The sequence below is a fragment of the Niastella yeongjuensis genome, from assembly GCF_900110245.1.
In the GTDB taxonomy this organism is placed as follows: domain Bacteria; phylum Bacteroidota; class Bacteroidia; order Chitinophagales; family Chitinophagaceae; genus Niastella; species Niastella yeongjuensis.
The window spans coordinates 160,671-175,712 of sequence record NZ_FOCZ01000015.1 but is presented as its reverse complement, the minus strand read 5'-3'; the positions used below and the strand labels follow the sequence as shown (position 1 = coordinate 175,712).

13 protein-coding genes are annotated in these 15,042 nt (G+C 46.4%); 5 read left to right on the top strand and 8 right to left on the bottom strand.

Annotation, left to right across the window (positions count from 1 at the left end; genetic code table 11):
- Nucleotides 1-617 precede the first annotated feature (617 nt).
- The gene (locus tag BMX95_RS29025) at nucleotides 618-1,211 is read left to right on the top strand and encodes a suppressor of fused domain protein (protein ID WP_081199953.1); all 594 of its coding nucleotides are present in this window, start codon (nucleotides 618-620) and stop codon (nucleotides 1,209-1,211) included.
- Between the two features lie 7 nt (nucleotides 1,212-1,218).
- On the opposite strand, the gene BMX95_RS29020 is transcribed toward BMX95_RS29025, so the two are convergent.
- The 5 genes from BMX95_RS29020 to BMX95_RS29000 all read right to left on the bottom strand — a co-directional run bounded on the left by BMX95_RS29020 (nucleotide 1,219) and on the right by BMX95_RS29000 (nucleotide 5,102).
- On the bottom strand, nucleotides 1,219-2,244 hold the full coding sequence (locus BMX95_RS29020) for an iron-sulfur cluster-binding domain-containing protein (protein ID WP_081199954.1): 1,026 nt from the start codon (nucleotides 2,242-2,244) through the stop codon (nucleotides 1,219-1,221).
- A 3-nt stretch (nucleotides 2,245-2,247) separates the two neighbouring features.
- On the bottom strand, nucleotides 2,248-3,249 hold the full coding sequence (locus BMX95_RS29015; RefSeq protein WP_081199956.1) for a YhdH/YhfP family quinone oxidoreductase: 1,002 nt from the start codon (nucleotides 3,247-3,249) through the stop codon (nucleotides 2,248-2,250).
- Nucleotides 3,250-3,587: 338 nt separating this feature from the next.
- Nucleotides 3,588-4,112 (bottom strand): O-acetyl-ADP-ribose deacetylase, encoded by a 525-nt coding sequence (locus tag BMX95_RS29010; protein ID WP_081199958.1) that lies wholly within the window; start codon nucleotides 4,110-4,112, stop codon nucleotides 3,588-3,590.
- A gap of 133 nt (nucleotides 4,113-4,245) precedes the next feature.
- On the bottom strand, nucleotides 4,246-4,734 hold the full coding sequence (locus BMX95_RS29005) for a methylated-DNA--[protein]-cysteine S-methyltransferase (protein ID WP_280517384.1): 489 nt from the start codon (nucleotides 4,732-4,734) through the stop codon (nucleotides 4,246-4,248).
- Between the two features lie 32 nt (nucleotides 4,735-4,766).
- Nucleotides 4,767-5,102 carry a tRNA-binding protein gene (locus BMX95_RS29000; RefSeq protein WP_081199962.1) on the bottom strand — a complete coding sequence of 112 codons (336 nt, stop codon included), beginning with the start codon at nucleotides 5,100-5,102 and terminating at the stop codon, nucleotides 4,767-4,769.
- A gap of 37 nt (nucleotides 5,103-5,139) precedes the next feature.
- Here BMX95_RS29000 and BMX95_RS28995 point away from each other — a divergent pair, with 37 nt between their 5' ends.
- From BMX95_RS28995 to BMX95_RS28985, 3 genes are all read left to right on the top strand, one after another.
- Nucleotides 5,140-5,550, top strand: a complete 411-nt coding sequence (locus tag BMX95_RS28995; protein ID WP_081199965.1) for an OsmC family protein — start codon at nucleotides 5,140-5,142, stop codon at nucleotides 5,548-5,550.
- Nucleotides 5,551-5,723: 173 nt separating this feature from the next.
- Nucleotides 5,724-7,136 (top strand): Gfo/Idh/MocA family protein, encoded by a 1,413-nt coding sequence (locus BMX95_RS28990; RefSeq protein ID WP_081199967.1) that lies wholly within the window; start codon nucleotides 5,724-5,726, stop codon nucleotides 7,134-7,136.
- A 759-nt stretch (nucleotides 7,137-7,895) separates the two neighbouring features.
- Nucleotides 7,896-9,332 carry a Gfo/Idh/MocA family protein gene (locus BMX95_RS28985; RefSeq protein ID WP_081199969.1) on the top strand — a complete coding sequence of 479 codons (1,437 nt, stop codon included), beginning with the start codon at nucleotides 7,896-7,898 and terminating at the stop codon, nucleotides 9,330-9,332.
- An 87-nt stretch (nucleotides 9,333-9,419) separates the two neighbouring features.
- Here BMX95_RS28985 and BMX95_RS28980 read toward each other — a convergent pair whose 3' ends face one another.
- The 3 genes from BMX95_RS28980 to topA all read right to left on the bottom strand — a co-directional run bounded on the left by BMX95_RS28980 (nucleotide 9,420) and on the right by topA (nucleotide 13,709).
- Entirely contained in the window at nucleotides 9,420-10,331 is a 912-nt protein-coding gene (locus BMX95_RS28980) for a transglutaminase family protein (protein WP_081199971.1), read from the bottom strand.
- 88 nt (nucleotides 10,332-10,419) lie between these two features.
- On the bottom strand, nucleotides 10,420-10,968 hold the full coding sequence (locus tag BMX95_RS28975) for a YcxB family protein (RefSeq protein WP_165758901.1): 549 nt from the start codon (nucleotides 10,966-10,968) through the stop codon (nucleotides 10,420-10,422).
- A 137-nt stretch (nucleotides 10,969-11,105) separates the two neighbouring features.
- Nucleotides 11,106-13,709, bottom strand: a complete 2,604-nt coding sequence (gene topA / locus BMX95_RS28970; protein ID WP_081199975.1) for a type I DNA topoisomerase — start codon at nucleotides 13,707-13,709, stop codon at nucleotides 11,106-11,108.
- A 419-nt stretch (nucleotides 13,710-14,128) separates the two neighbouring features.
- Here topA and pxpB point away from each other — a divergent pair, with 419 nt between their 5' ends.
- Nucleotides 14,129-14,836, top strand: a complete 708-nt coding sequence (pxpB, locus tag BMX95_RS28960; protein ID WP_081199979.1) for a 5-oxoprolinase subunit PxpB — start codon at nucleotides 14,129-14,131, stop codon at nucleotides 14,834-14,836.
- Nucleotides 14,837-15,042: the final 206 nt, after the last annotated feature.

The following is a 15,042-nucleotide window of genomic DNA, read 5'->3' as shown; positions in this document are numbered from 1 at the left end:
CTGCTTCCCCTTGAGACTGATAGTTAAAGTTAAAAAGTTCTTTCAAGTCGTTAGTATCACAGAAAGGTAAACACACAAAGTATAGAGACTGCTTCCCTCTGCCTGCAATTGAGACATATTGCTTTGCAATAGTCTGCAGCTTTATATTAATTACTTTAAGGATTGATAAAAAACTGCAGCGGCCACCGGCCGACTGCTAATAGGAGATTGACCGGCTGTGATAAACTACTTGTAAAAAATTAAAATATGTAGTAAACAATCAAAAATATCAGCCTTCTATGTGGCATTTTTCAGCTGCTGGAATGCAGCGAAACCCTTTACATAGGAGGCAATGGGCAGAAGACAGAGGGCAAAAGGCAGAAATAGAAAGGCAGCAGGCAGTGGGCAGTAGGCAGTAGGAGAAAGGCAGCAGACGGCAGAGGGCAGAAAGCTTCGTCGCGGACCTCCCAGGCTCTTCGACAGGCCGTCGAGGCGAGGCCGCGAACCTGGAACTAAGAACATAGAACTAAAAACCCAGAACCCAATAACCCAGTAGCCCAATAACCCAATAACCGAATAACCCAATAACTTCAAACTTTCAACTTTAAACTTTCAACTTAAAACTTTGAACTAACTAAATGACCGACCAACACCTACATATCCTCAAACATCTTACTAACCACTTCGGCGCCATGCCTACCTTGTTGTGGGATCCGAATGAGGAAGACCCGCAGATTGGTTGCGCTTATTTTCCCGCAGATAAAACGGGTCGTCCATGGGGTACTTTATGTTCTGTGGGGATGAGTCTTACGCCTATGGAGCTCGATGAACAGGCAGAAGATACCGATACCAAACGGGCAGAGATCATTGTTTATGTAAACGAAACCGATACAGAGTTGGATGATATTGCCAACTGGATCCGCTGGGCGGGCGCTTTTCCCTTTTTGCAGGAACCACAAACCTTCCTGGGCTGGGGACATACCATTCACATGGACCATCTGTTCGACAATTCCGAATTAACTACATTGCTTACATTATCCTCTATAGTAACTGCCGACAATGAACCAGCCTTTCAGCTGGAAGGGGACGATGTTGGTTTTATCTGGCTTACCTTCCTCACCGACGCAGAATATGCGATGAAGAAAGAAAAAGGCGTAAATGCGATTCTCGATCTTTTTGGTGAACACGAACACCCGGTTACGCTTGACCGTACCCGTAAAAGTTATGTATAAGCCCTGCTTAAATATCAAGTTCCAGGTCAGCGGCGGCATAACCGGTACAGGTAAGTATCAGTCCGCCCTGTAAGTCCCCGTCAGTAAGAACTTCATTGTTGCTCATAATTACTTTTCCTTTACGGCAATGTGCGGCGCAGGTGGCACAACGGCCGGTATTGCAGCTATAAGGCAGGTCGATGCCTTGTTTTTGGGCGGCCTTTAAAATGGTATCTGGCCACTCGGAGGTGAAATGATAGGTATTATTGTCATAATGCACCACTACCTTAAATGCCGTGGAAGGCATGGTAAAGGCGGGTTTGCGAATGGGCTCAATCTCAAAATGTTCTTTCCGCAGCTGCTCTTCATTAAAACCCATTACCCGCAGCGTGAATTGCACCATGCGCATAAACGGTTCCGGTCCGCAGGTGTAGAATAAGGAAGGCCTGGCAGGAAGGGTTACCATTCTTTCCAGTAGCCAGTTATTCAGCCGGGCAGGTTTGGTATCTTCGTCAATGGGATTGCTCAGCAGATCGATGCGGGTGAACCGATGAGCATACTGGGTGGCCAGTTGCTGCAGCGGTTGCTGGTAAATGATATTCCGCTCATCGCGGTTTTGATACAACAGGGTAATATGGCTCTCCGGTTCATGATAAAGCACTTTTTTTATCAGGGCCAGAATGGGCGCTATACCACTGCCCGCCGCAATAAACCAGATCTGGCGTTTTTGTGCGGGATCTGTCTCTATAATAAACCGGCCGGCTGGCGGCAAACTGTTTACTAACGTGCCGGGTTGCCAGCTGCGCAGTATATGCCGCGATACTTCCCCATTCTCTTTCTTTTTTACGGTAATGGCTATGTGTTTATCGATGCCCTGTGCGGTGCAAATAGAGTAGGAGCGGCGGAGCTCATGCCCCAGGTGACTAAACAAAAATGTCAGGGATTGCCCTGCCTCCCAGGTAACTGATTTACCATTCACTTCTTCCAGTACATACGTTTTGGCATCAGGTGTTTCGGGGATCACCTGAATCACTTTCCACTGCAATATTTCCATTAGTTACAGGTTGTTGAGATTGACCACTATGCGGCCCATGATTTTCCCCTGCAAAATACTATCGATATAGGTACTATTCAACTCCTCCAATGTAACTTCTTTGGCAATGACGGGTAATTTATCTTTTATGTTCCAGTCGGTATTCAGCTTTTCCCAAATAATGAGGCGAACGGCCATAGGCGTTTCGGCGGAACCAATGCCTAATAAATTCACGCCGTTCAATATGAAGGGATATACGGTGGCGTCGAGTTTAGGCGATGATACCAGTCCGGTACTTACTACGCTGCCTTCCAGCTGACAGGCTTTTAATAAAGTGACCAGGGTATCGCCCCCAACGGTATCTATGGCACCGGCCCATTTGGGTTTTAAGAGGGCTTTTTTCAAGGGGTCGGCTACAAATGATCTGTCTTCAACCCGGGCGGCGCCCAGGTGTTGTAAATATTCCAGGGCATTTGTTTTACCGCTTACGGCAATTACTTCGTACCCTGCCTTTGATAAAATAGAAACGGCTATACTGCCTACGCCACCGGTGGAACCCGTAACTACAATAGGCCCCATGGCCGGGTTCATTTTCATCAATTCCATTTTATACAAAGCACAGGCAGCGGTGAAGCCGGCTGTGCCAATGGTCATGCATTCTTTTAAAGAAAGGTTGGAGGGCCTTTTAACCACCCAGCCTGCCGGCACCCGAATAAACTGGCCATAACCGCCACAGGTGTTCATGCCCAGGTCGTTGCCTGTTACCACTACTTCGTCGCCCACTGCAAATTGTTCGTTGCGACTGATCTCCACCACACCCGCCGCATCGATACCGGGTGTATGCGGATATTTTCGGGTAATGCCTTTATTACCCGTTGCCGAAAGCGCGTCTTTATAATTCAGGGAAGAATAATGCACCCTGATCACGATCTCACCAGCCGGCAGATCATCGATCAACCGTTCAACGATCGTCCGCTCAAAAGTTCCTGTTTCGGTTTCTGTTACCCAAAGCGCTTTAAATGGCATATATAAGTTATTTCGTTTGTAGTTTTAGTAATACTATAGGGCATTCGTGAATAAGAATTCAGTTGAAAGTTCAAAGTTGAAAGTTTTAAGTTATTGGGTTATTGGGTTCTTAGTTCGCGGCCCCTGGCGGAGTCGGGCGCCTGATTTTGGCTTTCCCTTATCAACCTCATCAACTCCGTCAACTTGTTAACCCGTCAACTCCTTTCGGTCCTCCTGCCTTCTGCCCTCTGCTTCGCCCGCCGGCTTTGTGCGCCGAAGCTTTAGCGTAGGCGTAAGCCTTGCCGAAGGATGGCCCACTGCCTACTGCCTACTGCCTACTGCCTACTGCCTACTGCCTTTCATCTCTGCCTTTCTCCGCCCAGCCGTTCTTTATACAGTCCGTAATTCTCGTCATCAAAACAAACAAATATTACCTGCTGAAGGTCATTATCGTTTGCCATAAACTGTTGTACGGTGGTAATGGCGATATCGGCTGCTTCCGGTTTGGGGAAGCGGTAAATGCCGGTACTGATATTGGGAAAAGCAATGGTGGTTACTCCGTTTGCAACCGCCAGTTGTAACGAGTTGCGGTAACAGTTGGCCAGCAGGTTGGGTTCCCCGTTATGACCACCATTCCACACGGGGCCTACCGTATGAATTACATATTTAGCCGGCAGCCGGCCTGCGGTGGTAATCACGGCCTCGCCGGTGTCGCAGCCACCTTGTTTCGCCCTGATGGCCCGGCATTCCTCCAGTATGGCTGGTCCGCCTGCGCGGTGAATAGCGCCATCGACGCCGCCGCCACCCAATAGGGAAGAATTGGCTGCGTTTACAATAGCATCCACTTGCTGTTTGGTAATATCTCCCTGTATTAATGAAATCATAGTCTTATTCTGAAAGTTCAAATTCTATGCCCGGGTACTCTTTCATCCAAATCCCATCATCCTATCCTTCCACAAATCCCATCCTCCCAGTATTCCATATCCCATTCATCCCATAAATCTCAAAGATCCCGGTTCAGAAAAGGGTTTGTACTCCATGTGCTATCTTATTCTCCAGCTGCAATAACCATTTTTTGCGGGGTAATCCGCCGGCATAACCAACCAGTTGGTTGTTGGAACCGATAACCCGGTGGCAGGGCACAATGATGGCCACGTTGTTTTTGCCATTGGCGGCGGCGGCAGCCCTGATCACTTTGGGATCGCCCAACCGGTGCGACAGCTCCAGGTAACTGATGGTTTTGCCATATGGAATGTTCATCAGTTCGGCCCATACTTTTTGTTGAAAAGTGGTACCTTCCTGAGAGATGGGCAATTCAAAAAAGCGGCGTGCGCCATGAAAATATTCTATCAATTGTTCAACTACCTGAATGGCCATCGGGGGCAGGTCGTTGTTATCGGTAGCCGGGGTAATTTTATCAGGTTCATCAATAAATAACACTTCACTGATGTAATGCTCCGTACCTGCTATGTGCAGCAGCCCAACGGGACTTTGGTAATATGTAATAAACGAATTTATATGAACAATTTATTAAATGATCAACCAATTTTCCAGCCGTTTTCAACGGGGCGATCGGGTGTTAGTAAAACTACCTCTTTTTTATCAGTGTAAATGCCCAACACCAGGCATTCGCTGAAAAAATTAGCGATCTGCCTGGGTGGAAAGTTTACAATGGCGATCACCTGTTTGCCAATAAGCGCCGCTTTATCGTATAAATGCGTTATTTGGGCCGATGATCTTTTAATACCCAGCTCACCAAAATCGACCGTAATTTGATAAGCCGGATTTTTGGCTTTGGGAAAATCATTAACTTCCATGATTGTTCCAGCCCGGATATCTATTTTTGCGAAGTCATCCCAGGAGATAGTACTCATAAGCTCTTAATTTTTTTCAAAAATAAATTACAATTAAATGAAACGTACAGCTACTGCCGTTTGGAACGGCTCAGGAAAAGAAGGATCTGGAAATTTAACTACGCAAAGCACTACATTAAACAAAACGCAGTATTCGTACAAGTCAAGATTTGAAGAAGGGGTAGGAACCAATCCCGAAGAACTGATCGCAGCTGCGCATTCAGGTTGTTTCGCCATGAAATTAAGCTTCGTATTAGGCGGCGCTGGTTTCACTGCCGATTCACTGGAAGTAACTTCTACCGTTGCCCTGGAAGATGGCGCCATCACCAGCTCACACCTGGTATTGAAAGCCAGCATTCCTGGCATCAGCGCAGAAAAATTCAAAGAGTGTGCCGACGATGCTAAAGCTAACTGCCCAGTGAGCAAAGTATTGAATTGCGAGATCACTTTAGATGCTTCTTTAGTTTAATTACGAAATCCTGGCAGTGAATTACGAACCATGTATGTTGATGCCAGTCGATTTAAAGTATACGAAGTAAGATGTAAGAAGTAGGTATTTCCTACCTCTTACATCTTACTTCCTGCTTCTGATCTTACGATATGCTGAATGCATTAATCTTCATCCTGACAACTTGCAGCCATATGCCCTCAAAAAAAACATCCCGCCGGAGTTTTCTGCGTAATACCACCCTCGCAGCCGGCAGTTTCTTCATTGTGCCACGCCATGTATTAGGCCGTGGTTTTATTGCGCCCAGCGACAAACTCAATATTGCCGGCATTGGCGCCGGTGGCAAAGCCGAAGTGAATTTACCCTATGCCTGGAACAATGGCGCCGAGAACATAGTAGCCCTTTGCGACGTAGATGACCGCATGGCCGTAAATGCCCGCAAAAGATGGCCCAACGCGCCCTATTACCGCGATTACCGCGAAATGCTGGAAAAAGAGAATAAGAACATCGACGCAGTAATTGTTACCACGCCCGATCATATGCATGCCGTACAGGCCATGGCCGCCATGCAGCTGGGCAAACACGTATATGTAGAAAAACCACTGACCCACGATATTTACGAGGCCCGCATGTTGACCAAAGCGGCGCAGCAATATAAAGTAGTTACACAAATGGGTAACCAGGGCAGCAGCGGCGATGATACCCGCAATGTGGAAACCTGGATCCAGGCCGGCGTAATTGGTGCCGTACACACCGTACACGTTTGGACCAACCGCCCCGTGTGGCCGCAAGGCATTCCTACGCCCACCGGCAGCTTCGACATTCCCAAAGAGGTAGACTGGGACCTATGGCTGGGCACCGCCCCACACCGGGATTTTAACCCCGCTTATTTACCGGCTACCTGGCGCGGCTGGGTCGATTTTGGCTCCGGTTCCCTCGGCGATATGGGCTGTCATTTCATCGATGTGCCGTTCCGCGCACTGAAATTAGGCTACCCCGTATCGGTAGAATGCAGTGTAGGCTCTGTATACACCGGTTTTTTCAAAGAAGTATTTTATACCGATAGTTATCCGCCCTCCTCAAAAATACACATCCAGTTCCCGCAAAGAGGCAGCCTGTCACCCGTAGAAATGATCTGGTACGATGGGGGCATCAAACCCGGCCGCCCCGCCGAACTGTTACCCGATGAACCTTTCGCCGAATGGGACGGAGGCATTTTGTTTGAAGGCACCAAAGGCAAACTGCTGGCCGGTTTGTTTGGCCGCAATCCCACCTTGTTACCAACCGCAAAAATGAAAGATGCCAAACTGCCCAAATCAAAATTCCCCTTTGTTGAAAGAGGCTCCGAAGGCCACCAGACGCAATGGGTACAGGCCTGTAAAAAGGGGTTCGGCACCTATACCAGCTCCTCCTTCGACGTAGCCGGACCATTAACCGAAACCGTTATCATGGGCAACCTGGCCATCAGAAGTTATAATATCAGAGAAGGCAAAGACTTCCCCGGCCGTAAAAAATTGTTATGGGATGGGGCTAATATGCGCATCACCAATTTTGAAGCAGCCAATTCTTTTGTGAAACGGGAATATAGAAATAGTTATAAGTTGTAAGTTTAAAGTTCAAAGTTTTACAGCCGCGTGATAACATTCAACTTAATCAGCCCTGGCGAAGGAGGGTCGTCTGCCTTTGGCTTTAAACTTTCAACTTTAAACTTTCAACTTTAAACTTTCAACTTTGAACTTTCAACTGTTTTCATTTCAGCCTTTCCCTTATCAACCCGTCAACTCTCCACCCACACATACTTACTAAACATACCACGCTAACATACTACAGAGTCTTGTCAGATTCCAGTAAGATATAACCGTGTCTCGTACATGTCTCGTACATATTCCGTACATGTCTCGTATATGTCTCGTCTCTTTATAGATACGAAACATATACGGAACATCCATGGAATTTGGTTAAGTTAAATACGAAAGTAGGATAGATCTGATATAAAGCAGGAATAGCCCCGCTGTGTATCGGTAGTAAGGAAACAGTATAGGAAGGATAAACGAAGCGTGGAGTAAGCTTGTACTGAAGGGGATAACGGTTTGCTGAAAAAGTTTAGCTTCTGCGATAAGTGGATAATGAAATGAAGCTACGATTTTTACGCAGGCAATTCACACAAACTTAATTTATAAACCCTTTGTTTTGCGGCAATTTGCAGGCCATTTATGCGGTGTTGTTGCTATAATTTATTCAGCAAAAAAGCAGCTGCCTCCTTGCAACACTTTATATCGATTGCTCGTCTTCGCTTTTATTAATTTAATTTGCTAAATCGGTTTAAATCTATACATTCAGCATTCTAAAACACAATTGCTTCTTATATGAAGAAAAACAAAAAAACCAACCAGTCACGACGGGACTTCCTAAAAAACACTTCCCTGGCTGCGGCCGGATTCTTCATTGTTCCCCGGCATGTATTGGGCAAAGGTTATGTTGCGCCCAGTGATAAATTAAACATTGCCGGTATTGGTGCTGGTGGAAAAGGCGCCAGCGATCTGGCTGAATTTGCCAAAAGCCCCAAAGTGAATATTGTGGCGTTGGTTGATGTAGACGATCGCCAGTCAGTTAAAACACGCGAAAAGTTCCCCAATGCAAAGTACTACAAGGATTTTCGTGAAATGCTCGACAAAGAGAAGAACAATATTGATGCCTGTTCTGTTTCAACGCCCGATAACTGCCACGCAGTAGCGGCCTTATCGGCTATGCAGCTGGGTAAGCATGTGTATGTTCAGAAACCATTGACCCACGATATTTATGAAGCCCGTATTCTTACCGAAGCGGCTAAACGCTATAAAGTAGTGACCCAAATGGGCAACCAGGGTGGTTCCGGCGACGGCGTTCGTAAAATGAAAGAAATGGTGGATGCCGGTCTGGTAGGTGATGTACACACTGTACATTGCTGGACCAACCGCCCCGTTTGGCCTCAAGGTATTCCCACGCCAACCGGTTCATTCGATATTCCCAAAGAGCTGGATTGGGACCTGTGGCTCGGCCCCGCCAAAAAAATCGATTTCAACCCCGCTTATCTGCCATTTAACTGGCGTGGCTGGTGGGCTTTTGGTACCGGTGCTTTGGGCGATATGGCCTGTCATATCATGGACCCGGTGTTCCGCATTCTGCCCATCGATTACCCAAGTTCAGTGGAGTGCAGCGTAGCCACCATATACAAGGAAATGTGGAACGATAGCATGAACCCTGATGGCTGTCCGCCTTCATCGATCATGCACCTTACTTATCCTAAAAAGAACGGAAAGGGAACTATTAAAGTATCCTGGCACGATGGTGGTCTAACGCCGGAGCGCCCCGAAGAACTGCTGCCCGAAGAACCCATGGGCAACTGGGATGGCGGTGTTATTATGGAAGGCACCAAAGGAAAGATCATGTGTGATTGTTATGGTGCTAACCCCCGGTTACTGCCTACGCACCTGATGCAGGAAAAGAAAATGCCTGCCGAAAGAATCAAACGCGTACCGGAAGGCCACTATATTCAATGGGTAAACGCCTGTATCGATGGGTATGGTAAAGGCGAAACCAGTTCTCCATTTGATTATGCCGGTCCGTTTACAGAAAGCATACTGATGGGTAACCTGGCTATCCGCAGCTTTATGATGAAAAATGCCAGTGCCAAAGGCGACAACAAATATCCCGGCAGAAAACGCCTGTTATGGGATGCAAAAAATATGAAGATCACCAACTTTGATGAAGCCAACCAGTTTGTGAAGAGAGAGTATAGAGATGGTTGGAAGCTGGTTATGTAAGTTCAAAGTTTAAAGTTGAAAGTTCAAAGTTGAAAGTTCAAAGTTTAAGGCGCTTATGTCTTTAAACTTTGAACTTTAAACTTTCAACTATAAATCGTTTTCCGGTTCTGTATTCTCCGGCTTCTCCTCAATAGTAATCAGTTCAGAAAGCGCCAGCAATTCTTTTTGTTTATAGCTGTTCTTTTCATCAGTAAAACATTTACTGAATTCTTCCATCAAAAACTGGATCACACGTTTATTGGAAAGCTGTTTGAAGTAATTGGCAGCCGGCGCTACATTAATGCGCTTGAAGTAATTCTCTACATCTTTGTGGGTGAATACCTGTCCGCTCATGGGGTCAATAAAGAACTCGGTTTTGTACAACGGGTTCTCTACATGGCGGGTAAAGTCGTAATCTGTCTTAAAATAACCTAAAACAAACTGGTGCGGTATATTGATGGCACGAACCGGCACATCGAGCAATTCGCACAATATGAGGTACAGGATGCCATTGGCAATGGTGTTGCCCCGTTTTGCCTCCAGTTGTTTATTGATCAGGAATTCGTCAGGATTCTGATAGCCTATTTCTGCACCCCGTAAATTGAAATAATTATACAAAATACTGGTAACCACATTTACCTGTTCCAGGGGAGTGAGGTAGCTGTTGAGTTCGAGCCAGATGTTGCGACGTAACTTCTCCACTTCCTGGTATACCTGTGCGGGCACCAGATCGGGAAATTGAAAGCGGGCAACGATGAGTGCGCCAGTCAGCAGATCCTGGTGCGAGTTATTATTCCATTGCGTTAGTTCTTCCGTCAGATCGCGGTAATGCAGGCGATGTATCAACATCTCTATTCGTTCCTGCACGTCTTCGCTTACCGTGTTCTCCCATAGGTTTTCGAGATTGGGGATGATCCCTTTCCCGAAATCAATTATGCGTGTTGATACTACATTGAACACTTCTTCATCCGGATCATCAATCAAATGGAACAGTGCCGATATTTCTTTGTTTTCTTCCATTATGTATCTTCAGTTCTTGCCGTTTAACTGAGGTCAATTTCGGAATCTTACAAAAGATATCAATAAAAATCTTATCCACAAAGTTTCTTCACTTTGTGGGGAACTCAGAACTCAGTGGTAAATATTGGTTAAATAACCGTTCCAGCTCCTGTTTATCCTGGGGGGTGGCTATAACCCGGCGAGGTATAACAATGGCATGATAGGAGTTTGTATACAAATAGTAACAGGCTGGGGTTTCGGCTTTTTTCACAATGGCTTCCCAGCTATACTTGCTTTCAGAAGCATTGTCTTTATCTATGATGCCGGTATCGGTAAGCACTACTTCTGCTTCTTCCAGCACATGCTGGTTCTCGGGTTTGCTGAGAATGTTTCTTACCCGGCGTAATATGGATCGTTTAATAAGATAAGGTACCATTAAAAAATAAACGGTGGCAATAACACCAAATATGATAAGGTCGATAAAGATCTGTTCTGACCGGCGGCTGAAAATGTATAAACCTGCCACTGCTGCATACAAGATAAATACACGCAGGTAATACCACACGCGGTAATTCTTTTTATCGGGCGCCGCCCAGGCCGTGTAGTAATTATAATCGAAGTATTCTTCTTCTGTAAGGTGGTATTTCAGGTTAAGCATGGCTAATTGAAAGCTTGTAATGAAATGTAATGGTTTTTCTTTGGTCACCATTCAAAAGAAACCCCGCGACTATAGCGGGGTTTGCCTTTTCATAATATATTTTGACCTTGCATTTTAATCCACATTCCAGTCCTTCGCTATTTAGATTTCTTTTTTGGCGCGGCCTTCTTGGTGGCATCTTTTTTAGCCGCTGCTTTTTTGGCCGGCGCTTTTTTAGCTGCTGCTTTCTTGGTGGCAAATGCATTGGGCACCTGCGCTTCAATCATCTTCTTTATATCCTCCAATGGCACTACACTCAGTTCATCGGCCGTGTATTTGGTGTCATCGGCCTTCTTGCCTACTTTCAGGATCTTCTTGCCAAACTTCAGCACCGGACCCCAACGGGCATTTTCAATCGAAATCTTTTCATCGGGCCAGTTCTGAATATAGCGGTTCTCTTCTTTTTTAACCTTGGCTTCAATCAGTTCATTGATGTCTGACTGGCTAAGCCCTTCAAAATTGTAACGACGGGGTACGTTGATGTACATGTCGTTCCATTTGATGAATGGACCAAAACGGCCGGTGCCTTTTGTAACCGGCTTATCTTCGTAATGCGCAATGGGCGCATCGGCTTTCTGTTTTTCGTGTATCAGTTCCAGCGCTCTTTCAAACGTAAGTCCGAATGGATCTTCCCCGCGGGGCATGGAAATGTTTTGTTCGCCCCATTTGATATAGGGACCAAAACGGCCCAGGTTCACGGAGATCTCCTGACCATTCTGTTCGCCCAGGGTCTTTGGCAGTTCGAACAACTGCATCGCCTCTTCGTACGTAATGGTCTCGATGCTCTGGCCTTTTCTTAACCCGGCAAAACGGGGTTTCTCTTCATCGTTTGCTTCACCGATCTGTACAATGGGGCCAAACCGGGCCATACGGGCCACGATCTTTTTACCACTTTGCGGATCGATACCCAGCTCACGTTCTCCTTTTATGCGTTCTGCCGTTTCAATGGTATTGTCAACGTCTTTTTTGAATGGAATATAAAAGTCGTCGATCATGCTGTTCCACTTCAACTTGCCGGCAGCAACTTCGTCGAACTCATTTTCAATACGGGCAGTAAAGCCGTAATCCATGATGTCGTCGAAATATTGCTTCAGGAAGTCGGTCACTACCAGACCCAGGTCACTGGGGAACAACTTGGCTTTTTCAGCCCCGGTGTTTTCCTGTTCTGTCACCTGTTTGATCTGATCGTTCTTTAAAGTCAGTACGCGGAAATTGCGTTTGATGGCATCTTTATCGCGTTTCTCTACATAGGTCCGTTTTTGAATGGTAGAGATAGTAGGGGCGTAGGTAGAAGGACGGCCAATGCCCAGTTCTTCCAGTTTCTTTACCAGTGAAGCCTCCGTGTAACGGGGCGAAGGCCGGCTGAAACGTTCGGTAGCCTTCATTTCTTTTAAAGGCAATTGCTGACTAACAGCCAGGGGTGGCAACATGCCTTCCTGTTGTTCGTCGTCGTTTATATCCTCATCGTCGCGGTCTTCGCGGTATACTTTCAAAAAGCCATCGAACTTCAGCACTTCACCGGTGGCGGTCAGTTCTTCTTTATTGGTAGAGATGGCAATTTTGGCAATGGTCCTTTCCAGTTCGGCATCTGCCATCTGGCTGGCCATGGTACGCTTCCAGATCAGCTCATACAGGCGGCGGCCGTCGAAATCGGCATCCTCCAGCGTGCTGTTTTCCATATAAGAAGGCCGGATAGCTTCGTGCGCTTCCTGTGCCGATTCATTTCTGTTCTTGTATTTACGGGGCTGGTAATAATTATTGCCGTACTGACCGGTGATCTGTTTGCGGATATCGCCCATGGCGGTATCGCTCAGGTTCACGCTGTCCGTACGCATGTAGGTGATCTTACCGCTTTCGTACAGGGTTTGCGCTACCCGCATGGTGCGGCTAACCGAAAAGCCCAGTTTACGCGATGCTTCCTGTTGCAGGGTAGAGGTGGTGAAAGGTGCTGCCGGTGATTTTTTGGCCGGTTTAACCTGAATATCGTTCACCGTATACTTAGCGCCGAAGCAGGATTGTAAAAAGCGTTCGGCATCTTCTGCGGCATCATATTTTTTGCCTTCTGCAACGAAGGTTACATTTTTACCGGTAGTATCGTTGGCGCTGAAAAAGGCTTCTATTTTAAAGGTGCTGGTGGCGGTAAACGCGTTGATCTCGCGTTCGCGCTCGGCAATGAGGCGTACGGCCACACTTTGTACCCGGCCGGCGCTCAGGTTGTTCTTCATGCTCATCTTCCGCCACAATACCGGGCTCAGCTCAAAACCCACAATGCGGTCGAGCACGCGGCGGGCCTGCTGGGCATTTACCAGGTTCATATCCAGCAAACGTGGAGTAGATACCGCCTGTTGAATAGCAGGCTTGGTAATTTCATGGAAAACAATGCGTTTAGTAGTTGACGGATCCAGGCCTAAGACCTCACACAAATGCCAGCTGATGGCTTCTCCCTCACGGTCCTCATCCGTTGCGAGCCAAACTTCGTCACTTTTACGTGCGAGGCTTTTAAGCTCTGAAACAACCTTTGATTTATCGTCGGGAATTTTATACCGGGGTTGATAACCATTCTTTATGTCAATACCCATTTCCTCCTTTTCCAGGTCGCGGATATGCCCAAAACAACTCTTCACCTCGAAATCCTTACCCAGGATCTTTTCGATGGTTTTGGCTTTCGCAGGAGACTCAACGATCAATAAATTCTTGGCCATAGGTTCAATAAATGGTTTATATGCATTTTTTTACAATCTCTGCCCATGACTGTAAAGTGGTTGAATAACCGGTTCAACCAGATTAAAACTAGCTATTTCATTAAAATTCAATGCGCTTTTTTATTGAATTTTAGCTTTAATGGGGGCAGAAAATAATAGTTGCTGGCGTGCAAGTTTAATGTATAAGTACGAAAACAACAAATTGGTACTTAAATGGCAAAACCGTAACGTGCCTAAATGTCGGTTATTGGCTACTTGTAAAACAGCCTTAAAAGCACCTAATAAAGACTGCATTCCTAACAAAAAAATAAGTGAAAACCAGTACAAATCAGCATAATAAAAATATAATACCGTGATATTTATGACAAAATGTACGGTTTAGTGCTAAAAAAATTAACTTCAATCATTTCCTGTTCGTAGTGACCAACCAGTACAAAATATTTCCACTAGGGGATTCGGCCGTTACTTTTGACATGGGCAACTCCATCAGCGAGGCCCTGAACCAGAAGGCATTGGCCATGCAGCACTGGCTGCTGGCAAATCCGTTTGAAGGACTGAAAGATTGCCTGGTGGCTTACAGTTCGCTCACTGTGCTGTATAATCCGGTTCTTATTAAGAAATATTATAATCCAGCCACCACCGTATTCACCTGGGTGGCTGACTTATTACAACAAGCATTTGATAAATCGGTTCAAACCAAACCCGTTGCCCGCGAGTTGATCAAAATACCCGTGTGTTACGAAGCGGGTTATGGCCCCGACCTGTTGCCCCTGGCCCAATCGGCCCGGCTGACAGAACAGGAAGTGGTAACACTTCACACCGATACTATTTATAATGTATACATGATCGGGTTTCTGCCCGGTTTTTCCTATATGGGTGAGGTAAATGAAAGAATTGCGATGCCCCGAAAGCAAACTCCCACACCCGTTATGGCCGGAAGTGTAGGCATAGCCGGCCCACAAACCGGGATCTATCCGTTGAATAGTCCTGGTGGCTGGCAGATCCTGGGCCGCACACCCCTCCGGTTGTTTGATCCCTTTGCTCCCGAGCCGGTTAAATTACAGGCTGGCGACCGGGTTCAATTTTATGCGATAACTAAAAAGGAATTTGAAGAGTATAGTTCTTAAATAGGTGAATGCCGGTCATTACAGTGAAGTTACCGGTTGCCGGGTTTAGGCTTCCGGTTTTCGGGCAGATTAAGTATAGTCGGCCTGCTGCAATAAAGGCCAGGGAACCGGCGACTGGAAACTGGTAACTGGTAACCGGTAACTGGCAACAGCCCCTCAAAAATTATCAAAGGAACTAACTAACCAAGAATTCCGGAAATAACAGT